16 protein-coding genes and 1 riboswitch are annotated in these 21885 nt (G+C 71.8%); of the genes, 11 read left to right on the top strand and 5 right to left on the bottom strand.

From position 1 onward, the window contains the following. Positions 1-58 precede the first annotated feature (58 nt). The gene (nagA, locus tag NW895_RS03980; RefSeq protein ID WP_289933713.1) at positions 59-1216 is read right to left on the bottom strand and encodes an N-acetylglucosamine-6-phosphate deacetylase; all 1158 of its coding nucleotides are present in this window, start codon (positions 1214-1216) and stop codon (positions 59-61) included. Beyond that, positions 1216-2160: an ROK family protein gene (locus NW895_RS03975; protein WP_289933712.1), complete on the bottom strand. Its 945-nt coding sequence runs from the start codon at positions 2158-2160 to the stop codon at positions 1216-1218. The genes nagA and NW895_RS03975 overlap by 1 nt, the downstream gene beginning before the upstream one ends. Positions 2161-2280: 120 nt before the next feature. Between NW895_RS03975 and NW895_RS03970 the strand changes: the two genes are divergently transcribed. The 3 genes from NW895_RS03970 (at position 2281) to otsB (ending at position 4865) form a co-directional block, all read left to right on the top strand. After that, the gene (locus NW895_RS03970) at positions 2281-3546 is read left to right on the top strand and encodes an extracellular solute-binding protein (RefSeq protein WP_289933711.1); all 1266 of its coding nucleotides are present in this window, start codon (positions 2281-2283) and stop codon (positions 3544-3546) included. Positions 3547-3590: 44 nt separating this feature from the next. Next, positions 3591-3824 (top strand): DUF3263 domain-containing protein, encoded by a 234-nt coding sequence (locus tag NW895_RS03965; protein WP_289933710.1) that lies wholly within the window; start codon positions 3591-3593, stop codon positions 3822-3824. Between the two features lie 165 nt (positions 3825-3989). After that, positions 3990-4865, top strand: coding sequence for a trehalose-phosphatase (gene otsB / locus NW895_RS03960; protein WP_289933709.1), 876 nt, complete (start codon positions 3990-3992; stop codon positions 4863-4865). Positions 4866-4918: 53 nt separating this feature from the next. Here otsB and NW895_RS03955 read toward each other — a convergent pair whose 3' ends face one another. Together NW895_RS03955 and NW895_RS03950 are read right to left on the bottom strand one after the other, a co-directional pair. After that, positions 4919-6307, bottom strand: a complete 1389-nt coding sequence (locus tag NW895_RS03955; RefSeq protein ID WP_289933708.1) for a trehalose-6-phosphate synthase — start codon at positions 6305-6307, stop codon at positions 4919-4921. A 74-nt stretch (positions 6308-6381) separates the two neighbouring features. Continuing rightward, entirely contained in the window at positions 6382-7326 is a 945-nt protein-coding gene (locus NW895_RS03950) for a glucosyl-3-phosphoglycerate synthase (RefSeq protein WP_289933706.1), read from the bottom strand. A 131-nt stretch (positions 7327-7457) separates the two neighbouring features. After that, positions 7458-7626: riboswitch (SAM riboswitch) on the top strand. 18 nt (positions 7627-7644) lie between these two features. Between NW895_RS03950 and thrC the strand changes: the two genes are divergently transcribed. The 4 genes from thrC (at position 7645) to groL (ending at position 11921) form a co-directional block, all read left to right on the top strand. Continuing rightward, positions 7645-8928 carry a threonine synthase gene (gene thrC, locus NW895_RS03945; protein ID WP_289933705.1) on the top strand — a complete coding sequence of 428 codons (1284 nt, stop codon included), beginning with the start codon at positions 7645-7647 and terminating at the stop codon, positions 8926-8928. Between the two features lie 55 nt (positions 8929-8983). Then, the gene (locus NW895_RS03940) at positions 8984-9259 is read left to right on the top strand and encodes a ubiquitin-like small modifier protein 1 (protein ID WP_289933704.1); all 276 of its coding nucleotides are present in this window, start codon (positions 8984-8986) and stop codon (positions 9257-9259) included. 440 nt (positions 9260-9699) lie between these two features. Next, a complete protein-coding gene (locus NW895_RS03935; protein WP_004986573.1) occupies positions 9700-9903 on the top strand; it encodes a cold-shock protein in 204 nt (67 codons plus the stop codon). 395 nt (positions 9904-10298) lie between these two features. Next, positions 10299-11921 (top strand): chaperonin GroEL, encoded by a 1623-nt coding sequence (groL, locus tag NW895_RS03930; protein WP_289933698.1) that lies wholly within the window; start codon positions 10299-10301, stop codon positions 11919-11921. Positions 11922-12002: 81 nt separating this feature from the next. On the opposite strand, the gene NW895_RS03925 is transcribed toward groL, so the two are convergent. After that, entirely contained in the window at positions 12003-12950 is a 948-nt protein-coding gene (locus tag NW895_RS03925; protein WP_354670065.1) for a translation initiation factor 2, read from the bottom strand. Between the two features lie 118 nt (positions 12951-13068). Between NW895_RS03925 and NW895_RS03920 the strand changes: the two genes are divergently transcribed. The 4 genes from NW895_RS03920 to NW895_RS03905 all read left to right on the top strand — a co-directional run bounded on the left by NW895_RS03920 (position 13069) and on the right by NW895_RS03905 (position 21874). Continuing rightward, entirely contained in the window at positions 13069-17490 is a 4422-nt protein-coding gene (locus NW895_RS03920; protein WP_289933696.1) for an NACHT domain-containing protein, read from the top strand. A gap of 46 nt (positions 17491-17536) precedes the next feature. Continuing rightward, positions 17537-18958 (top strand): hypothetical protein, encoded by a 1422-nt coding sequence (locus tag NW895_RS03915; RefSeq protein WP_289933695.1) that lies wholly within the window; start codon positions 17537-17539, stop codon positions 18956-18958. Between the two features lie 137 nt (positions 18959-19095). Then, the gene (locus NW895_RS03910; RefSeq protein WP_289933694.1) at positions 19096-20226 is read left to right on the top strand and encodes an NADH:flavin oxidoreductase; all 1131 of its coding nucleotides are present in this window, start codon (positions 19096-19098) and stop codon (positions 20224-20226) included. Positions 20227-20323: 97 nt separating this feature from the next. Next, positions 20324-21874: a carboxylesterase family protein gene (locus NW895_RS03905; protein WP_289933693.1), complete on the top strand. Its 1551-nt coding sequence runs from the start codon at positions 20324-20326 to the stop codon at positions 21872-21874. Positions 21875-21885: the final 11 nt, after the last annotated feature.

Here is a 21885-nt window from a genome sequence, read left to right as displayed (position 1 = left end):
CGATCATGCCAAAGAGACGGCGGCCCGCCCAGTCGTCGGATCGGCCACCGTCTCCCGACTACCGGACGGATCGGTCCAGTTGGGGCTCAACCACCCATGCGCCCCGGCGCATCACACCCTTCAGGTCGAAGGCGGCGTCCAGAAGCACCAGGTCGGCGTCCTTGCCGGGCTCCAGGGAGCCCACCCGGTCCTGCAGCCCCAGCAGCCTGGCCGGGTTGGCGGAGAGGGCCGCGACCACGTCCTCCACGGGCAGCTTGTCGACGGTCACCGCCCGCTTGAAGGCGCGGTCCAGGGTGAGGGTGGAGCCGGCGATGGAGCCCTCACCGGCCACCCGGGCCACGCCGTCGCGCACCTCGACCCTCAGCGGGCCCAGCCCGTAGACGCCGTCCCCGAACCCGGCCGCGTCCATCGCGTCCGTGATGAACGCCACGCGGTCGGCGCCCGCGTGGTGGAACGCCAGCTCCAGGGCGGCGGGGTGCAGATGGGTGCCGTCGTTGATCAGCTCGACGGTGATCCGCTCGTCCTCCAGCAGCGCCGCGATGGGGCCGGGCGTGCGGTGGCCGAGCGGGGGCATCGCGTTGAACAGGTGGGTCGCCACGGTGGCGCCCGCGTCGATGGCCTCGACGGTCTGCTCGTAGGAGGCGTCGGTGTGTCCGATCGCGGCGAGAACGCCGTGGTCGGCGAGGAGGCGTACGGAGTCCAGGCCGCCGGGGAGTTCGGTGGCGAGGGTGACCATCCTGGCCTGGCCGCGGGCCGCGTCGACCAGTTTGCGGACCTCCGCCGGCTCGGGGTGGCGCAGCAGCGCCTCGGAGTGCGCGCCCTTGCGGCACGGCGAGATGAAGGGCCCCTCGAAGTGGATGCCCGCGATCTCGCCCTGCTCGGCGAGCTCGGACAGCAGCCCGGCCCGCTGGGCGAGGGTGTCCATCTCCTCGGTGACGGTGGAGGCGACGAGCGTCGTCGTGCCGTGCAGACGGTGGGTGTGGACGCCCTTGAGGACCTCCTCGGCCGTGCCGGAGGTGAAGGAGGCGCCGCCGCCGCCGTGGTTGTGGAGGTCGACGAAGCCGGGGACCACCCAGTGACCGGTGACGTCGACGGTCTCCGCGTCCACCGGGGCCGCGTCGGCGATCCGCGTGCCCCGCACGATCACGCGGCCGTCGTCCACGATCCCGGTGGGCAGCACCACCCGGGCACCGGCGAGAACCTTGCTAGCGGCCATCAGGTGGCTACCTCCGTACGGTCGGTGGAGTCGAGGAGATCCCAGGCCAGCAGCCCGGCACCCAGGCATCCGGCGGTGTCGCCCAGGGCGGCGGGGGCGAGGGACGGCAGCCTCTGGAAGGTGACGCGCCGCCGGACGGCCTCCCGCAGCGGTGTGAACAGGGTTTCCCCGGCCTCGGCGAGCCCGCCACCGATGATCAGGGTGCGCGGGTCCAGCAGGGTGAGCGCGGTGACCAGCCCGTCGGCGAGCGCGTCCACGGCCTCCTGCCAGACCTTCCGGGCCCGTACGTCCCCGGACTCGACGGCCTTCGCGCAGTCCGCCGCGTCCGCCCGGGCGTCCCCGCACGCGTGCGCCCACGCCTCGCTCACCGCCGCCGCGGACGCGAACCGTTCCAGGCAGCCGCGCTGCCCGCACGGACACGGGGTCCCCCCGGGGCGTACGACGATGTGACCGATCTCGCCCGCGAAGCCGTGGGCGCCCGCCTCCACCCGGCCGTCGACGCCGATGGCGCCCGCGATACCGGTGCCCAGCGCCACGAACAGGAACCGGTCGGTGCCCTGCCCCGCCCCGATCCGGCCCTCGGCGAGCCCGCCGGTGCGGACGTCGTGGCCGAGGGCGACGGGGAGGCCGCCGAGCCGTTCGGCCAGCAGCTCGCGCAGGGGTACGTCCCGCCAGCCCAGGTTGGCCGCGTAGACGGCGACACCGCGCGTCTCGTCGACGATGCCGGGGACCGCGACACCGGCGGCGGCGGCCGGCTCGCCGAAGCGGTCGAGGCCGTACGCGCGCAGCTCGGCGGCGAAGTCGAGGATGCCCTCGACGACGGCCTCGGGTCCGCGCTCGCGCCCGGTGGCCCGGCGGGTCTGGTGGATCAGCTCGCCGTTCGCCCCTGCCAGGGCGGCCTTCATCCCGGTGCCGCCCACGTCGAGGGCGATGACATGTCTCACGAGGACAGTGTGGCCCGAGGACCCGCGAGAGGTCTAGTCCATTCGCGTGGTGTAGACCTTATGGGTCGTCAGTTATGTCTGACGATTCGAAAGTTTCGCGAAAAGTTTGGGGCAGGATCAGTGCAGCGGCGCAGGACAGGAACGATCGCGGTGGTGTCCGCACTGGGCATGACGGCGGTCCTCGGCGGCTGCGGCGTCACCGGCGCCTCCAGCGAGGTGACCCTGAAGCTGGTCGCCGCCGACTACGGCGACAGCAAGGCCAACAGCTCCCAGAGGTACTGGGACGACCTGGTCGAGGAGTACGAGGCCGAGCACCCCGGCGTGAAGATCGACGTCACGGTCTACTCGTGGAACGACATCGACCGCAAGGTCAGAGAGATGGTCGACGCCGGCGATCCGCCGGACATGGCGCAGATCGGCGCCTACAGCGACTACGCGGCCAAGGACCTGCTCTACCGGGCCGACGACGTGCTCTCCATACCCGTCCAGGCCGGCTTCGTCTCGCAGCTCGCCGCCGCCGGGGAGGTGCACGGCGTGCAGTACGGCATGCCTTTCGCGTCGTCTACGCGCGTTCTCTTCTACAACAAGAGCCTCTTCGCCAAGGCGGGCATCACCCCGCCCACGTCCTGGGCGGATCTCGCCGCGGACGCGGAGGCGCTCAAGGCGGAGGGCGTGAAGTACCCGTACGCCCTGCCCCTCGGGCCCGAGGAGGCGCAGGCCGAGACCATGCAGTGGATGCTGAGCGGCGGGGGCGGCTACACCGACACCGTCGGCACCTACGGCATCGACTCCCCGGAGAACGTCGAGACCTTCACCTGGCTCAAGAACGAGCTGGTCGACAAGGACCTCACGGGTCCCGTCGCCCCCGCCGAGCTCAACCGGGCCGACGCCTTCGCCGCGTTCGCGAACGGTGACGTCGGCATGCTCAACGGCCACCCCTCGCTGATGAAGATCGCCGCCAAGAAGGGTGTGAAGTTCGGCATGGTGCCGACACCCGGAAAGGGCGGCGAGAGCAAGTCCACGCTGGGTGTCGCCGACTGGATGACGGCCTTCAAGAAGAACGGCCACCGGGAGGAGGTCGGTGACTTCCTCGACTTCGTCTACAGCGACAAGAACGTCCTCGCCTTCTCCCGCGAGTACGACCTGCTGCCGGTCACCAGCTCCGCGTCCGAGGCCATGAGCACGGCGGCGGAGGACAAGGACCTCCGGCCCTTCCTCAAGGAGCTGGTCCTGTCCGAGCTCTACCCGGTCGGCAAGACCTCCTGGGCCGAGGTCAGCGCGGACATCAAGAAGCGGATCGGCCAGGCCGTCGCCCCTGGTGGCAACCCCTCGGCGGTGCTGTCGCAGATCCAGACGACGGCGACGCGGGCCGAGAGCGGGGAGTAGGCGGGGAGTGCTCACTGTCAGTGCCCGGCGTTACCGTGCCGGGCATGGAACAGGAGCCGCTCGGCCGCAGGGAACTGGACATCCTCGCGCTGGAACGCCGTGGCTTTCCCGGGCCCGGCGCGAAGGAGCGGGCGATACGGGAGGAGCTCGGCCTGGCGCCGGTCCGGTACTACCAGCTGCTCAACGCGCTGCTGGACGACCCGCGGGCGCTGGCGTCGGATCCGGTGACGGTGAACCGGCTGCGGAGGATACGGGAGGCGCGCAGGGCCGAACGCTGAGCCCTGCGCCGACTCCGACGCCGCTGGGGGCTGCGCCCCCAGACCCCCCTTCGGCCTGAACGGCCTCGTCCTCAAACGCCGGACGGGCTGGACAGGCCTGGCCGGCGCCAGGAGGTGGCCGACGTGTCATGCGTGTATCCCGCCCTCCCCGGATAGGGTCGCCGTATGGGCAGCCAAACGGACTCGACGTATCCCCTGGACTCCCCGGACCCTCTGCCGACGCCCACCACGCAGGGCGGGCGTGACGGCCTGAACGCCCTCCTCACCCGGGCCGAGCGTGCGCTGGTCGCCCTCGACTTCGACGGCACCCTCGCTCCGATCGTCCCGGACCCCGAGCAGGCGCGGGCCCACCCGGACGCGGTGCCGGCGCTGGCGGAGCTGGCCCCGAAGGTGGCCGCCGTGGCGGTGATCACCGGGCGCCCGCCCGGCGTGGCCGTACGGCACGGCGGCTTCGCGGGCGTGCCCGGCCTGGAGCACCTCGTCGTCCTGGGTCACTACGGCGCCGAACGCTGGGACGCCGCCACCGGCACCGTCACCGCCCCCGCCCCGCACCCCGGGGTCGCCGCCGTACGCGCCGAGCTGCCGGGGCTGCTGGACCGGGTCGGCGCGTGGCAGGGGACGTGGGTGGAGGAGAAGGGCAGGGCGGTCGCCGTCCACACCCGCCGCGCCTCGGACCCGCAGGCCGCCTTCGAGGCTCTGCGCGCCCCGCTCACCGACCTCGCCACCCGGCACGGCCTGGTCGTCGAGCCCGGCCGCATGGTCCTCGAACTGCGCCCGCCCGGCATGGACAAGGGCGTCGCCCTGGCGGAGTACGCCCGCGAGATCGCCGCCGACGCGGTCCTCTACGCCGGTGACGACCTCGGCGACCTCCCCGCCTTCGCCGCCGTCGACAAACTCCGCTCCGACGGAACGCCGGGCCTGCTGGTGTGCAGCGGCAGCGACGAGGTGACGGAGCTGAGGGAGAGGGCGGACCTGGTGGTGGACGGCCCGGCGGGGGTGGTGGGGCTGCTGCGGGGGCTGGCGGCAGGACTGAGGGCGTGAGGGTGTGACGGGCCAGGGCCTGAAGCCCGTGGTTCAGGCCCTGACCCGATGGTTCAGGCCCTGAGCGCCTCCAGCTGCTCCACGAACCACTGCGCCGGAGGAAGCGCCGTGGCCGCCGCGGCCAGCCGCTTGGCGTGCTCCGCCCGCTCCTCCGGCCCCATCGACAACGCCTCGTGCAGGGCCCGTGCGGTGTCCGTCACGTCGTACGGATTGACCCCGATCGCGTCCTCGCCCAGTTCCTCGTAGGCCCCGGCCTCCCGCGACAGCACCAGCGCGCACCCCTCGTCGGAGAGGACCGGCACCTCCTTCGCGACCAGGTTCATCCCGTCCCGGATCGGGTTCACCAGCGCCACGTCGGCCAGCCGGTAGGCCGCCAGCGACCGCGCGAAGTCGTCCTTCACATGCAGCACGACCGGCGTCCACCCCGCCGTCCCGTACGCGGCGTTGATGTCCTCGGCCACCCGCTGCACCTCGGCCGTGTAGTCGCGGTACACGGCGAGATCCTGCCGGGACGGGTACGCGAACGCGACGTGCACCACCCGCTCACGCCACTGCGGATGATCGTCCAGCAGCTGCCGGTACGCGAGCAGGCCCCGCACGATGTTCTTGGACAGCTCGGTCCGGTCGACCCGCACGATCGCCTTCCGGCCCGCGCCGATCTCCTCCCGCAGCGCCGCCATCCGCTCCTCGACGTCGGCCTCGTGCGCCCGCTTCCGCAGGAAATCAGCGTCCGCCCCCAGCCCGTGCACGCCGATCCGCGTGTCCCCGAGCCCCCCGGCGAACCGCTCGCAGCACGCGGTGAACGCGTCCGCCCAGCGCCGGGTCAGGAAGCCCAGCCGGTCGGCGCCCAGCATGCCCCGCAGCACCTGCCCGGCCACCTCGTCCGGCAGCATCCGGAAGTACTCCGGCGGCGCCCACGGCGTGTGCGAGAAGTGACCGATGCGCAGATCCGGGCGCAGCTCGCGCAGCATCCCCGGCACCAGCGTCAGGTGATAGTCCTGGACGACGACAGCCGCCCCCTCGGCCGCCTCTTCCGCCAGCGCCTCGGCGAAGGCCCGGTTGTAGGTCTCGTACGAGGCCCACTGCCGCCGGAACTCCGCGTCGAAGACCGGTTCCAGCGGCGTCTGGTACAGCATGTGGTGGACGAACCAGAGCACCGAGTTGGCGATGCCGTTGTACGCGTCGGCGTGCACGTCGGCCGGGATGTCCAGCATCCGTACGCCCGGCTCGCCGACCCCGCGCCGTACCGCCTCGCGGTCGCCGTCGGACAGGGCGGAGCACACCCACAGCGCGCCCGCGTCCGGCCCGATGGCCGACAGGCCGGAGACGAGCCCGCCGCCACCGCGTTTGGTGCGCAGCGAGCCGTCGTCCTGCACCTCGTACGAGACCGGACCCCGGTTGGAGGCCACCAGTACCTGCGCAGCACCGTACGTTGAAGCCATACGCCTCAACCTAGCCCGGCCCGGAACCGCTCAAACGTGCGGTTCACCTCACTGGCAGGGGCCGCACAGGGACTTCAGGCCACCTTGCGGGCGGCGTACTCCGCGATCTCCGTCATCGGCGGCCGCTCCTCCGTGTCCACGGAGTACGTGCGCGGCTCGAAGCCGTCCTGGCCCCGCTCGAACTGGGTGAGGGAGGGGCGGACGAGGTGGCCGCGGGCCAGCCGCAGCTGGGCGGTGCGGTAGATCGCGGCGGCCATCCGGCCCAGCGCCTGCCCGTCCTGGTGCCGGTGCTTGCGTACGCCCACGTCGACCTGGGCGAGGGCGTCCAGGCCCACCAGGTGCAGGGCGTCGACCAGCATGCCCAGCTCCACGCCGTACCCGACGGGGAACGGCAGCTGTTCGAGCAGCGAGCGGCGGGCCGCGTACTCGCCGCCGAGCGGCTGTACGAAGCCGGCCAGCTGCGGCCAGTGCATGTTCAGCAGCGGGCGCGCCATGAGTTCCGTGACCCGGCCGCCCTGGCCGGCCGTGGCGCCGAGCGGACGGTCGTACATGGCCTTGACCAGGTCGACGTCCGGGTCGGTGAGCAGCGGGCCCACGATCCCGGAGACGAAGTCGGAGGAGAACTCCCTGAGGTCGGCGTCGATGAAGCAGACGATGTCGCCGCTCGTGACGAGCAGCGAGCGCCACAGAACCTCACCCTTACCGGGGACGGTCGGTATGCGCGGCAGGATCTCGTCCCGGTGGACCACCCGGGCCCCCGCCGCCGCGGCGACCTGCGACGTACGGTCGGTCGACCCGGAGTCGACGACGACGATCTCGTCGACGAGCGGCACCTGCAGCATCAGGTCGTGGCGGATGACGGCGACGATGTCGCCGACCGTCTCCTCCTCGTTGAGCGCCGGCAGCACGACGCTGACCGTCTGGCCCGTGCGCTGTTTGGCGGCCAGGATCTTGTGGAGCGGGCGATCGGTCACGGACCAGGAGCGAGTGCTCAGCCAGCGCTCGACTTCTTCCAGCACGGTCTGCGGCTCCTCACGGTTGTCTCGCGGTTCGGACGACTATCTCAACTGTCCTGGTCGTCGGTTACAGTCTTGAACAACGCGGGTGACCATCGCATGTCCGGGGTCAGCCGCTGTTCACAACCACATACAGCTCATCCAGAGGGGCAGAGGGACACGGCCCGATGAAGCCCCGGCAACCCTCCAGCCGGTTCTCGTATCGACTGCTGTGCGAGCACAGCCGAACGCTCCGCGAGGCTCCCGGCTAGGGAAGGTGCCAAATCCGTCTCACGGCGAGATGCGTCGTGAGGAAGATGAGGAGAAAGGGCCTCGCCTCACATGGCTGTGCAGACTGTTGCAAGCTCCACCGACTCCACCGTCGACCTCGGTCCCGCCACGGCGTTGAGCTGCCGCGAGTGCGGGCACCGCGTACCCCTCGGCCCGGTCTTCGCGTGCGAGGAGTGTTTCGGCCCGCTGGAGATCGCCTACGACTTCTCAGCCTACGACGCCGAGGAGCTCCGCAAGCAGATCGAGGCGGGCCCCAGCAACATCTGGCGGTACGCGCCGCTGCTGCCCGTCCCGGCGGACGTGGCGACCAAGCCGAACATCAACCCGGGCTGGACCAAGCTCGTCAAGGCGGACAACCTGGCGCGCGAGCTCGGCGTGACCGGCGGGTTGTATGTGAAGGACGACTCCGGTAACCCGACGCACTCCTTCAAGGACCGCGTCGTCGCCCAGGCCCTGGAGGCCGCCCGCGTCTTCGGCTTCACCACGCTCTCCTGCTCCTCCACCGGCAACCTCGCCGGTGCCGTGGGCGCCGCCGCCGCCCGCGCAGGCTTCCGGTCCTGCGTGTTCATCCCGCACGACCTGGAGCAGGGCAAGGTCGTCATGGCCGCCGTCTACGGCGGTGACCTCGTCGGTATCGAGGGCAACTACGACGACGTGAACCGCTTCTGCTCCGAGCTGATCGGCGACCCGGCCGGCGAGGGCTGGGGCTTCGTCAACGTCAACCTGCGCCCGTACTACGCGGAGGGCTCCAAGACCCTGGCGTACGAGATCTGCGAGCAGCTCGGCTGGCGGCTGCCCGACCAGATCGTCGTCCCGATCGCGTCCGGCTCGCAGCTCACGAAGATCGACAAGGGTCTGCAGGAGCTGATCAAGCTCGGGCTGGTCGAGGACAAGCCGTACAAGATCTTCGGTGCGCAGGCCGAGGGCTGCTCGCCGGTGTCGACCGCCTTCAAGGCGGGTCACGACGTCGTCCGGCCCCAGAAGCCGAACACCATCGCCAAGTCCCTCGCCATCGGCAACCCGGCCGACGGCCCGTACGTCCTCGACATCGCCCGTCGCACGGGCGGTGCGGTGGAGGACGTCACCGACGAGCAGGTCGTCGACGCGATCAAGCTGCTCGCCCGGACGGAGGGCATCTTCGCGGAGACGGCGGGTGGCGTGACGGTGGGCGTGACCCGCAAGCTGATCGAGAACGGCGTCCTCGACCCGGCCAGGTCGACGGTCGTCCTCAACACGGGCGACGGCCTGAAGACCCTGGACGCGGTGGCGGGCACGGGGCTCACCGCGACCATTCGTCCCAGCCTGGACTCGTTCCGCGAGGCCGGTCTCGCGTAGCGGCTTCGGCCGGCTGTCCCACCGCATCTGCACACCCGACCGGAGGTCACCCCGTATGAGCGTCACCGTCCGCATCCCCACCATCCTGCGCACCTACACCGGTGGCCGGGCCGAGGTGTCCGCCGAGGGCGCGACCCTCGGCGAGGTCATCGCGGACCTGGAGAAGAACCACACCGGCATCGCCGCCCGCGTCCTCGACGACCAGGGCAAGCTGCGCCGCTTCGTCAACGTGTACGTCAACGACGACGACGTCCGCTTCGAGCAGGGGCTGGAGACGGCGACCCCGGACGGCGCAGGCGTCTCCATCATCCCGGCCGTCGCCGGAGGCTGACCGAGGCCCGTCGTTACCTTCGGTAACGGCAGTGACGCAGAGTTCATCGAATTGCCCCCTCCGTAAGAGAAGCGGAGGGGGCAATTCCGTGTGGTTGAGCGCGGTACAGTTGGGGAAGGTGCCGCCGAATCACTGGCCGGGAGCCCTGAATTTCTGCCGCATGCCCGACGAGATGTAGCCAAAGTGTGGGCACTCTTCGCGGCTTTTGTTCCTTTTGTGTAGCCCGACTTGCCCTGAAATGCAGCGAATTCTCGCCACATTCCGGACCGCGCGAGTCCAGATTTCTCGTCCGATTGACCTGTTGCAGACGGCAGTTGGACAGATACATTCAGCCGCGGTCGACGCGTTCCGGCGCACGCCCCCAACCGTTGGGGGGTGAGGTCTGACCCGGATCCGCGAAGTGTGGATCTGTGCAAGGGCCAGTAATAGGGGAGTTAGGCATGGCTCAGGGCACCGTCAAGTGGTTCAACGCGGAGAAGGGGTACGGCTTCATCGCGGTCGACGGTGGTGCGGATGTTTTCGTCCACTACAGCGCGATCCAGATGGACGGTTACCGCACCCTGGAAGAGGGCCAGCGGGTGGAGTTCGAGATCTCGCAGGGTCAGAAGGGCCCGCAGGCCGACATGGTGCGCGTCACCGCCTGATGCACGCGACCAACCGCTGACCATCGGTCTTCTCTGAAGGGCCCGTACCCCCCGGGGTACGGGCCCTTCGGCGTGCCCGTGCCTTGCCCGCCTCCTTGCTCGCACCCTGCTCGCGCCCTGCTCGCGCCTTGGTCGCGCCCTCCGTGCGCCCTGCTCGCACACCGTTCGCGCGCGGCGGAGCGGCCCGCCCGATACCCGGTAGGCGCTTGCACTCGGCAGGGGCGAGTGCTAATCATTGGCGTTAGCACTCTGAAGGTGAGAGTGACAATGGAAGGACCGGGTCGGTGAGGCCACGGGCCGGATGGGGCAAGGAACCATCTCCGGCCGGGGCCGTCCGTCGCGGGCGCGGGCGCGGTCCGAAGTAATCACCCCCAGTCCTGGAGGGACCACTTCACATGGCCAAGATCATCGCGTTCGACGAGGAGGCGCGGCGCGGCCTCGAGCGCGGCATGAACCAGCTCGCGGACGCCGTCAAGGTGACCCTCGGCCCCAAGGGCCGCAACGTCGTCCTCGAGAAGAAGTGGGGCGCCCCCACGATCACCAACGACGGTGTCTCCATCGCCAAGGAGATCGAGCTCGAGGACCCGTACGAGAAGATCGGCGCCGAGCTGGTCAAGGAAGTAGCGAAGAAGACGGACGACGTCGCCGGTGACGGTACGACGACCGCTACCGTCCTGGCCCAGGCCCTGGTCAAGGAGGGCCTGCGCAACGTCGCCGCCGGCGCCAACCCGATGGCCCTGAAGCGCGGTATCGAGAAGGCCGTCGAGGCTGTCTCCGCCGCCCTGCTGGAGCAGGCGAAGGACGTCGAGACCAAGGAGCAGATCGCCTCCACGGCCTCCATCTCCGCCGCCGACACCCAGATCGGTGAGCTCATCGCCGAGGCGATGGACAAGGTCGGCAAGGAAGGCGTCATCACCGTCGAGGAGTCCCAGACCTTCGGTCTGGAGCTGGAGCTCACCGAGGGTATGCGCTTCGACAAGGGCTACATCTCGGCGTACTTCGCGACCGACATGGAGCGTATGGAGGCCGTCCTCGACGACCCGTACATCCTGATCGCGAACCAGAAGATCTCCAATGTCAAGGACCTGCTCCCGCTCCTGGAGAAGGTCATGCAGTCGGGCAAGCCGCTGCTGATCATCGCCGAGGACGTCGAGGGCGAGGCCCTGTCGACCCTGGTCGTCAACAAGATCCGCGGCACCTTCAAGTCCGTCGCCGTCAAGGCCCCGGGCTTCGGCGACCGCCGCAAGGCGATGCTGAACGACATCGCGATCCTCACCGGCGGCGAGGTCATCTCCGAGGAGGTCGGTCTCAAGCTGGAGAACACCTCCCTGGACCTCCTGGGCAAGGCCCGCAAGGTCGTCATCACCAAGGACGAGACCACCATCGTCGACGGTGCCGGTTCCGCCGAGCAGGTCGCGGGCCGCGTGAACCAGATCCGCGCCGAGATCGAGCAGTCGGACTCCGACTACGACCGCGAGAAGCTGCAGGAGCGCCTGGCGAAGCTGGCCGGCGGCGTGGCCGTCATCAAGGCCGGTGCCGCCACCGAGGTGGAGCTCAAGGAGCGCAAGCACCGCATCGAGGACGCCGTCCGCAACGCCAAGGCGGCCGTCGAGGAGGGCATCGTCGCCGGTGGTGGCGTGGCCCTGCTGCAGGCCTCCCAGGTGTTCGAGAAGCTGGAGCTCGACGGTGACGAGGCGACCGGCGCCCAGGCCGTGAAGCTCGCGCTTGAGGCCCCGCTGAAGCAGATCGCCGTCAACGCCGGCCTCGAGGGCGGCGTCGTGGTGGAGAAGGTGCGCAACCTGACCCCGGGCCACGGCCTGAACGCCGCGACCGGCGAGTACGTCGACCTGGTCAAGGAAGGCATCATCGACCCGGCCAAGGTGACGCGCTCCGCGCTGCAGAACGCCGCGTCGATCGCCGCGCTGTTCCTCACCACCGAGGCCGTCATCGCCGACAAGCCGGAGAAGGCCGCTGCCCCGGCCGGCGGCGGCATGCCGGGCGGTGACATGGACTTCTGATCGACCGGTTCCGGTTGATCGACCGTCCTTCCGTGACCGAGGGCGGCACCCCTGGAGACAGGGGTGCCGCCCTCGGGCGTTTCACACGCTCTGCCGCAGCACCGCGCGTTCCGCCTCCTCGACCAGCAGCCGGGCGGACGGGTCCCCGCCCCGGGCCCGTACGGTGCCCCGGACGAGCGCGAGATAGAAGAGTGCCGGCGCGCACGGGGTCCACGGGCCGGTCCGGTGCAGGAAGGCCAGGACCGACTCGGGGTCGGCGGGGACGAAGGCGTACTCGTCGTGCTCCCACTTGTCCTCGACGCCCCGGCTCCAGCGGGAGCGCAACTCCTCCTCGCTCAGGTCCGTGAGGACGGCCCGGAAGAACGCCGCCCACTGGTTGTTGCGCAGGTCGAGGCCGAAGCCCAGCAGTTCGAGGTCGACGCCGTCCGAGTCCTGCACGGCGAGTTCCTCCCGCAGGGCGCGGCGGGCGATGGCGTGCAGGCTGATCTCGCCGGTGGGGGAGAGGTCGTGGTTGGCGGCCGCGCCCTCGTTGGCCGAGGAGTTCCAGCGGCTGGCGTTGGGCCCGGCCACCTTGGAGCTGCGCCGGGAGAACAGCATCTTGTGGTCCTTGCCGGTCTCCACGGCCACGTTGACGCCGAAGCTGCAGAACATCCACGCCGGCGCGTCGAGCGGGTCCTGGTCCTCCAGGTACTGGCGGCGCAGGGTGGAGCCGTCGGCCAGCTTGCGGTCCAGGTTGATCGACGTGGTGAGGAAGTCGTAGTAGTCGGCGTCGAGGAAGACCATGGTGGCCTGGGGCTCCTCGGCGGTGTGGGTGCGGGAGACCACGAGGCTCTCCACCGCGAACCGCGGGTTGTTCCACCGGTACGGCTCGCCCGCGGCCTGCCTGCGCGCCTCCTCGTCCTCGATCTCACGCCGCCACAACCCGAGTTCGTCGGGGAACTGCACCCGGCGGGCCTCGTGGATGACGCGGACGTTCTCCTCCCTGATCGGGCGGGTCCCGTCACCTTCGTAAATGTGACAGTCGGTCATCTTCCCCAGAAGTGTGAATCTGTCCCGCTGTGCCATGAACTCCCCTTTCAAAACGTCGAGTTGGAAACGATAATGGCCCTTCGGGGGAACGCTGACCGGGGGAAACGGGGTGGTTGCGGTGTCCCGTGAGCGGGGCAGGGACTCGTCCCGGGGCGACGGACTGGTCGCCGTACTCGCCGTCGACACCTACGACAACCCGGCCAAACCACAGGGGCGCGAAGTCCTGCGGCACATCGGCGCGGTATCCGGCCGGTTCGCCACGATCGCCCAGCACAAACTGGGCTTCGGCAAGGTGCTGTCGCCTCCCCCGGAGCGCACCCGTGAGGGGATTTCCGCCTGGCTGGACGCCTTCCTGGACCGCCCGGCCGAACGCAAGATCCTGTACTGGACCGGCCACGGCGTCGACGACCCGGAGGGCTTCCACCTCGCCTGCCAGGACAGCTGGGCCGACGGGCCCTTCGACCCCGCGCGCTCCTTCGCCCTGACCGAACTCGTCGACCGTCTTCTTGACGAACGCAACCAGGCCCACACCCTTCTGATCCTCGACGCCTGCTCCTCGCACGGGCACCTGCCGGGGGCCCTGCACCGCGCCGTGGACCAGGAACGCCTGACGGTCGGCCACGCCCACCGGACCCGCAGCGCCGGGTTCGAGGTGATCGGCACCTCGGGCGTGGGGGAGACCATCCGCGAGGGGATGTGGATGCGGTGGCTCACCGCCGTACTGGACAACCCGGACCTCGAAGTCGCCGACCACTCCCGCCCGCTGAACCGGTTGTCCCTCTACTTCCCGGTGCCGTACCTGGTGATGGCCGTCGATCAGGAGGCGGCGGCCGAGGGCCTGGAGACCGCCGACGAGCGGCCCGGTCACGTGGTGGTCCGTCCGCTGCCCAACAGCTTCCTGCACAACCCGTACTTCGACGGCGACGACCCGGACCGTGACGCCCGATGGGCCCGGCAGGCGGTCCTCGCCGACGACGCCCCGCCGCCGTGGACCGAGGAGGCGCACTTCGGGCTGGAGGAGGGTGGCGTCCTGGAGCGGGAGTTCACCGGTCGGCAGGCCGCGCTGAGCCGTCTCGTCCGGTGGCTGGACACCGTTCCGCACGGCATGCAGGTGGTCACCGGACCCGGCGGCTCCGGCAAGACCGCGCTGCTCGGCAGGCTCGCCCTGCTGTCCGTGGCGCGCCGCCGACGGCGCCTGGACCCGCAGCCGCCCCCGCAGATCTGCCCCCGGCCGGGCACCGTGCACGCCCTCGTCACCTGCCGCGACACGTCACTCGGCGCCCTCGTCGGGGCGGTGTGGGACGCCCTGACCGTCTTCGGCACCATGCCGGACCGGCCCGACGCGACGGCGGACCCGGCGGCGTGCGCGGCCGCCGTCGGTGAACTGGCCCGGCGGGAGGGCGGCGCCCTCAACCTGGTGTTCGACGGGCTCGACGAGGCGATGCCCGGACAGGCGCACGAGATCGCCCGGCACCTTCTCAACCGCCTGGCCGAGACGCCGGGCGTCAAGGTCGTCGTCTCCACCCGCCCCCGGCCCCGGCGGGAACTCGCCCAGGGCGCACCCGGGCAGAGCCTGCTGGAGGTGCTCGACACCTCGGCCCCGCCCCTGGCACTCGACGAGGACGACGACACGGAACGGGACATCACGGCGATGGCCGAGGCGGTCCTGGCCGCCCCCCGGTCGCCGTACGCCGGTGACCGGCGGGCCGCCCAGCGTGCCGAGGCGGCGCAGACGATCGCCGAGGAAAGCGGCCGTCTCTTCCTCGTCGCCCGGCTGATCGCCGGACAGCTGGTGCGGGAACAGCGCCTGCCCACCCAGGAGGAGCTGGCCTCCCGGCTCCGGGAGGCCGGTACGGGGCTTGAGACCTGGGTGCGCAGGGAGCTGGCGTACCTCGAAGGGGACGACGGTGCGGGACAGGCGGTGCGAGCCCTCGCGCCGCTGGCGCTGGCGCACGGCGGTGGGGTTCGGGACCTCGGGCTGCTGATGGCGATGGCGGGGGCCCTGAGCGGCGGCTCCCTGAGCGGCGGCGCAGCCCGGGAGGTGCTCACCCGGGCCGAGGGCGGCCTGGTCTCGGTGGAGTCGGGGACCTACCGGCTGGCGCACGCCGGTTTCGGGGCGCACGTCCTGCAGCGGGCCGGGCTCAGCCCGCAGGAGGGGCACCGACGGCTGCACGACGCCCTGCGCGCCCGCTGCGGCGGCGACTGGACGCGGGCCGACGACTACACGCGGTCCTTCCTCGCCGTCCACGCGGCCCAGGCGGGCGCCGACCGCCTGCGCGAGCTCCTCGACGACCCCGAGTTCCTGGTGCACACCGACCCCGACTCCGTCCTGCCGCTGGCCACCGCACAGGTGCGGGAGTGCGACGGTGCCGCCCTGTACGTCCGGGTGGCGGACGCCTTCCGGATCCGGCGGGACCCGGCCGAGCGCCGGGCGCTGCTGCGCGCCGCCGCGTTCGTCCACCACCGGTCGAGCGCCTACCGGAGGATGCGCGGACCGGGGTTCGAGCGCCTGCCGTGGACGGAGGAGTGGACGGACGCCCGGCCCCTCGCCCTCGACCTGCGGTGGCCCACCGTGCGGGGCGGGGCGCGGGCGCTGCACTGGTCGGCCGCCGCTGCCCCCGCCGCCTCCTGGGACGGCGCACTCTCCGCCGCCGGCCCCGGCGCTGTCGTGGTCCACCACCCCGAGACGGGGAAGCTGCAGCTCACCCGCCGGCCACCGGACCGGCGGCGGGTCCTGACCAAGGTCACCGACGCGCTGGTGGGCGGACGGCGCGTCACCGCCGCCGGCGACCGCGACGAGATCGTCCTCTGGGACGACCAGACGGCCCACCCCGCCCAGGTCTTCCACTGGGGCGGCGCCTCCGACAGCCTCACCGTCGAGGAGTGCGGCAACCGGGCGCTGCTGATGGCGGCCGACGGGCGGCGGGTGTGGGCCTGGCAGTGGGACGCGGGAGGCAGCGTGTCCCACGCCGTCCTCGCCGACGTGACGGAACTGCCCGCCGACCGGATCGCCCTGGTCTCCCTGGGTGCCCGGCACTTCCTCCTCGCCGCCGGGCACGAGACCGTCCTGTACGAGGTGCACCCGCGGGGCGACCGGCTGCTGGGCGCCCGCCGGGTGCTCCGCGCGGGCACCCGGCCCGCCCGTGCGGCAGCGGCGCTGGCGGACGGCACCAAAGCGTGGCTGGCCTGCACCGACGGGCGCACCGCGACCGTGTGGCGCCTGACCCCGGCCGACGGCGGCCCACAGATCGGCGAGGTGCTGTCCGTCCCCTCCCCGGCCCGCGGCCTCGCTCTCGGCCGCTGGGGCGACAGGCCCCTGCTGGTGCTGCACGAGGACCACCAGGTCGTCGTCCACGGCATCACCCACGACGTTGCGGCGGCGGACCGGGACAGCCGCCTCTGTGTCTTCCCCGTGACCGGGCACCGGCACGGAGGGGCCCTCGCCTGCGACCCCGCCGGCACCGGCCGGATCGCCGTCGCGGACGGCCCGGACGTACGGATCCTGGACGTCGCCTCGGCGGCGCGGGCCCACGGCGAAGGCCTGCGCCGGGGACACACCGAGCGCCTCATGGTCGAGCTGGCCGCCGGCCGGCCCGGCACGCCCCCGTTGCTGTGCCGCGTCGCGGGCGGCCTGGTGGTGGCGACCGGTACCGAGCCGGACGGTACCGGGCGGGCGGCGGAACTGCACCATGACGGCCTGGTCACGGCGGTGCGCGCCCTCTGGCACGACGACCGCTGGCTCGTCGCCACGGCCTGCGGCCGGACCGTGCGGGTCTGGTCCCTGACCGAGGACCTCGCCGGGCACCGGGCCGAGCAGGACATCCCTCTCAAAGGTGACGCCGGCGACCTGGTCCGGGGTCTGGAACTCGTCCTGGACGGCGCCGGAGTGCCCAGCCTGTTCTTCTCCGACAGCCGCGAGGTGGTGTGCCGGCGCCTGCGCGACGGCCGGTGGGAGGTGTCGTCGAGCCTGCTGGTCATGGCACACGCCCTGCGCGTGCGTACGTTCGCGGACGGCCGGACCTGTCTGGTGGTGGACACCGGCCGCGGCTTCCGCATGTGGGAGCCGGACGGCGAAGGCTGGCGCGAACTGCTCGCCCTGGACGACAGGGGGCGCCGCACGGCCGCGGTCGCGCTCGGCGAGCACCACCTGCTGGGGACGTCGGTCCCGCTGCTGGCCTGGGCCGAGGACGACCAGCTCGCCGTGGCTCGCCGCTCGGGCCGCCGGTGGGTGCGCGATCACGTCCGGCACGACGGCGGAGCGCCCACCGCCCTCACCTTCAGCGGCAGCCCGCAGCGGCCCCTGCTGCTGGTGTGCGGTGGCGCACGCACGCTGTCCGTCTACGACGCCACGACCTGGCGCCCCCTGGGCGGGGCCGTCGTCCCGTGGCGCGGGCTGGACGTGGAGGCGGCTGCCGCCCTGTTCCAGGAGCCGTACGGCATCGCGCTCGCGCTGCAGGGCCGGCAGCGCTGCGACCGGATCCTGCTGCGGGCCGAGGCCCTGGAGCACGCACGCGGCGGGGGAGGCGGAGCGTTCCTCTGACACCGGGCGTTCCGCACCAGGCAGAGCGACACGAGGGAGCAGTTGGTTGAAGCACGATCTGGTGGTCTTCGTCCCGGGCATCACCGGCACCCGTCTCACCCGGGACGGCGAGGACCTGTGGAGCCCGCGGCACTGGCTTCTGGACGCGCTGGCGTTCCGCAAGGCGTCGGACCGCCTGGCCCTGCCCGACAGCATCGGCGACGAGCGGCCGGAGGAACCGTGGGCGGTGGAGGCGACCGAGCTGGTCAGGACGCCCGAGATGGTGCCGGGCCTGCTGTCCCACCTCGGCCACGCGGACATCGGGGCCCGGCGCGCGGGGCTCGTGCCCGAGCAGTACGTCACGTTCCCCTACGACTGGCGGCAGTCGAACCGGCTCACGGCGAAGGACCTGGCGGCCCGTGTCCAGCGGGAACTCGACCGGTGGCGAGGGGAGGTCGGGCATTTCTACCCGCGCGCGGAGGACGAGCCGAAGGTCGTCCTCGTCTGCCACTCGATGGGCGGCCTCATCGCCCGGTACTACCTGGAGGTTCTCGGCGGCCGGGAAACGGCCCGTGCGCTGGTGACCCTCGGCACCCCGCACCGGGGTGCGGCCAAAGCGGTCGCGTTCCTCACCGGCCACGGACTGGCGGCCGAGGACGAGGTGAGGCTGGTCCGCCGGGCGAAGGCCGCGGCCGCGGCCCCGCTGCTCAACGAGCGGCTGGCGACGCTGTGCCGCACCTTCCCGTCGCTGGGACAACTCCTGCCGGTCTACGCGGCGGTGACCAGGCCCGATTTTCCCCCGGGCTATCTGGCGTACCTGACCGACCTCGACGTGGGGCTGCCGTCCGAGATGGTCGACGACGCGTTCGACTTCCACGACGAGTTCGACGAGGCGGTCCAGAAGAACCGCCGCAACAGCCCTGACGGCGAGCTCCCCTACCGGATGGAATGCCTGGGCGGCCGGGGCCATCGCACGGTGCACGGAGTGCACGTCACCCCCGAGAAGCTGACGTTCCCCTTCGCCCTGGACGACGAGAAGCTGTGGACGGGCGACGGCGTGGTCCCGGAGCAGTCGGCCTTCGCGCGCTGGGCGCTGCGCCGCATGGACGAGGCCCACTGGAACGGTCACCGGCACGGCGACCTCACCACCGCCGACGCCGCTGTGCACCAGCTCGCCGCCGCCATCCACGGCACGACCGCGGAGGAGACGCTCGCGGACGAGGAGTTCGGCGTCGTCGTACCCGACTTCGCGGTGGCGGGCGAGCCGTTCGAGGTGCTCGCCACCGGGGTCGCCCCGGGACGCCCGGTGACGGTGGTGCTGCACAGGCCCGGCGAGCAGCAGCCCACGGACCGGGCCGTCCTCACCCCGGGCGAGCCGGGAGAGGTGCGCGGCGAGCTGGTGGCCGGCCCGGGCACCTGGGTGCTCACCGTCCAGGCGGATCACCCGCGCTTCACACAGCGGGAGGTCGTGCTGGTGGTGGAACCGTAGGGCGTCAGGACCGTGGTACGTGTCCGGGATCACAGCGCTGTGCGCCGGGGGCCAGGAATGCCGTTACTCACGAGTCGGTTGACGCTGGGGACTCATTTATGCACATGCACATACCACCTGGTTAGAGGAGTCCCCACGTGACCGTCACCGCCTCCGAGGCCGCCTCCCGCGCGGCCGAGATCCTCTCCCGTCCGGCCACGATCAACGGCCTGACCGTGCCGAACCGAATCACGATGGCGCCGATGACCCGGATGTTCTCGCCGGACGGCATCCCCGGCGAGAACGTGCTGTCGTACTACGCCCGCCGCGCCGCCGCCGGCGTCGGACTGATCGTCACCGAGGGTACGTACGTCGGCCACGAGTCGGCCGGGCAGAGCGACCGCGTGCCGCGATTCCACGGTGAGGAGCAGCTGGCGGGCTGGACGAGGGTCGCCGAGGCGGTGCACGCGGCGGGCGGCACGATCATGCCGCAGCTGTGGCACATCGGCATGGTCCGCAACCAGGGCGAGCCGCCCTTCGCCGACGCCCCCGCCGTCGGCCCGTCCGGCCTGCGCATCGGCGCCGACGAGCCGACCGGCAAGGTGATGACCCAGGCCGACCTGGACGCCGTCATCGGCGCGTTCGCCGAGGCCGCGGCGGCAGCGGAGCGGATCGGCTTCGACGGTGTGGAGATCCACGGCGCCCACGGCTACCTCGTCGACCAGTTCCTGTGGGCGGGCACCAACCGCCGCACCGACGCCTACGGCGGCGACCCCGTGGCCCGGACGAGGTTCGCGGCGGAGATCGTCGCGGCCGTCCGGGAGAAGGTCTCGCCGGACTTCCCCGTGCTGTTCCGCTACTCGCAGTGGAAGCAGGACGCCTACGACGCCCGCCTCGCCGAGACCCCCGAGGAGCTGGAGGCCATCCTCACCCCGCTCGCGGCGGCCGGCGTGGACGCCTTCCACGCCTCCACCCGCCGCTACTGGGAGCCGGAGTTCGACGGCTCCGACCTCAACCTCGCGGGCTGGACGAAGAAGCTCACCGGCAAGCCCACCATCACCGTCGGCTCGGTCGGCCTCGACGGCGACTTCATCAAGGCCTTCCAGGGCGAGGGCGCCGAGGTCGGCAGCCTCGACAACCTCCTCGACCGCCTGGAGCGCGACGAGTTCGACCTGGTGGCCGTGGGCCGCGCCCTGCTCCAGGACCCCGAGTGGGCGGCGAAGGTCCTCTCCGGCCGCTTCGACGAGCTGGCGGCGTACGACCCGGCGGCGCTGAAGACGCTGAGCTGAGCCCACGAGGTCGGCACACGGGGTGCCCTGGATCCAGTTGCGTCAGTCAATGACACTGGCTACGCGCCTGTCCCCGGCACCCCGTGAGGAGACCCAGATGACGACGACCGATGCCCGTCCGTCCGCAGCCGACGCCACCGAGCCCGTGGTGCGCACGCACGCCGGGGCGGTGCGCGGGCGCCGGGAGGACGGTCTGACGGTCTTCCGCGGCATCCCCTTCGCCCAGCCCCCGGTGGGCTACGCCCGCTTCATGGCGCCGCGCCCCGTGCGCTCCTGGGACGGCGTACGGGACGCGTACGCCTTCGGCCCGCCGCCCCCGCAGGACATCGGCATCGTGGGCCGTACGGGCGCGCTCGAAGCGTCTGACGGCGACGACTGGCTCACGGTCAACGTCTGGACACCCGACCCCGACCCGGCCGCCCGGCGCCCGGTGATGGTGTGGATCTACGGCGGCGCCTACAAGCTCGGGCACGCGGGCAGCCCCGGTTACGACGCCCAGCGCATAGCCCGCGACGGCGACCTGGTCGTCGTCTCGCTCAACTACCGCGTCGGCATGGAGGGGTTCGCCCACATAGAAGGGGCGCCCGCCAACCGCGGTCTGCTCGACCAGGTCGCCGCACTGGAGTGGGTACGGGACAACATCGCGGCGTTCGGCGGCGACCCCGGCCAGGTCACCGTGTTCGGTGAGTCGGCGGGCGCCGGGTCGGTCGCCTCGCTCCTGTCCATGCCGGGCACGGCCGGGCTGTTCCGGCGGGCGATCGCGCAGAGCGTGCCGGGGACGTTCTTCTCGGCCGAACTGGCCCGGGACATCGGCACCGCGCTCGCCGCCGAGGTGGGGCTGCGCCCGACGGTCGCCGACCTGTCGACGGTGGATCCGCGCCGACTCACCTCGGCCGGGGAGGCGTTGGGTCCGAAGATGGCGCAGTACGTGGACCGCTGGGGCCAGGCCGCCCCCACGGCGACCCCCTTCTCCCCGGTCGTCGACGGCGAGGTACTGCCCACCACCCCCTGGCAGGCCCTCTCGGCCGGCGCGGCCCGGGACATCGACCTGATCGTCGGCCACAACCGCGACGAGTTCCGCCTCTTCCTCGCCATGGGCGGCCGGCTCGGCCGCACCACCGAGGAACAGGCGACGGCGGCCCTGCGCCTGTACGCCCCGGGACCGGGGGGAGAAACGGCGTACCGGGCCGCGTTCCCGGACGCCTCCCCGTCCGAGCTGTACGAACGGGTCCAGACGGACTGGCTGTTCACCATGCCGTCGCTGCACCTGGCTCAGGCGCAGGTGGCGGGGGGCGGACGCGCGCACGTCTACGAGCTGACCTGGTCGGCACCGGCCCACAACGGAGCCCTGGGGGCCTGCCACGGCCTGGATATCCCGCTGCTGTTCGGCACATACCAGGCCGACCTCGGTGTCCTGCTGTTCGCCGGGGTGGAGTCGTCCGCGGAGGCCGAGGCGCTGTCGTCCCGTTTCCGGGCGTCGTGGACGGGGTTCGCCCGGACGGGTGACCCCGGGTGGGACACGTATGACGGGGAACGGCGGCTGGTGCAGGTGTTCGACGCGGAGCCGGTGGTCGGGGCGTACCCGGAGGAGGCGTCGCGGCGGCTGTGGGAGGGGTACGAGTTCGCTGCGCTGCCGTTGCTCGGGTGAGGGGCCGGGCT

The organism is Streptomyces sp. S.PNR 29 (genome assembly GCF_030386795.1).
Lineage (GTDB): Bacteria > Actinomycetota > Actinomycetes > Streptomycetales > Streptomycetaceae > Streptomyces.
The sequence above is the reverse complement of the archived record's forward strand: the minus strand, read 5'-3'. Positions and strand labels throughout refer to the sequence as shown.